The organism is Desulfobulbus alkaliphilus, assembly GCF_016918545.1.
GTDB lineage: Bacteria > Desulfobacterota > Desulfobulbia > Desulfobulbales > Desulfobulbaceae > Desulfobulbus > Desulfobulbus alkaliphilus.
Window position 1 is genome coordinate 1 of sequence record NZ_JAFFQC010000324.1, and the last position, 423, is coordinate 423.

Genomic DNA, 423 nt, shown 5'->3' on the forward strand with positions numbered 1-423 from the left:
GGTATTGGAGATGGTGAGCCACACCCTGCAACCGGCCGGGCTGCACCCCATGCAGTCCATGACACCGGGTCGCAGTGGCGGGCGTGAGCTGGTGCTCAACCTGCAGTGCACCCCGCCCCAGCGGCGCTATCTGGTGCAGTTTGTCCATCAGGTCGGGGCAGACCATCCGGTTCGCTGGGAACTGCGTCCGCGCCGCGGCGGCGATCCCGAGCGCACCTGACGGTGCTCACCTTGCCCACGCGGTGATCCGGGTCATCGGCACTATCGGGGGCCGGCCAGGCAGGCTCCCTTCCCCCCTTGCGTGCCCGGAGCCAGAGCCAAGGGGCATTCGAACCGCGTCCCAGCGTGCATTTTTCATGCAGGCCTGTCGCACGCACATCCTTGCGATTCATCCGCCATCTCACCTAGCGTGCCATCATGGAT

1 protein-coding gene is annotated in these 423 nt (G+C 66.4%); it reads left to right on the forward strand.

Annotated elements, in window-relative coordinates:
• On the forward strand, window positions 1–220 hold a 220-nt coding region (locus tag JWG43_RS18760; RefSeq protein WP_205244427.1), incomplete at its 5' end, for a hypothetical protein.
• Window positions 221–423 lie beyond the last annotated feature (203 nt).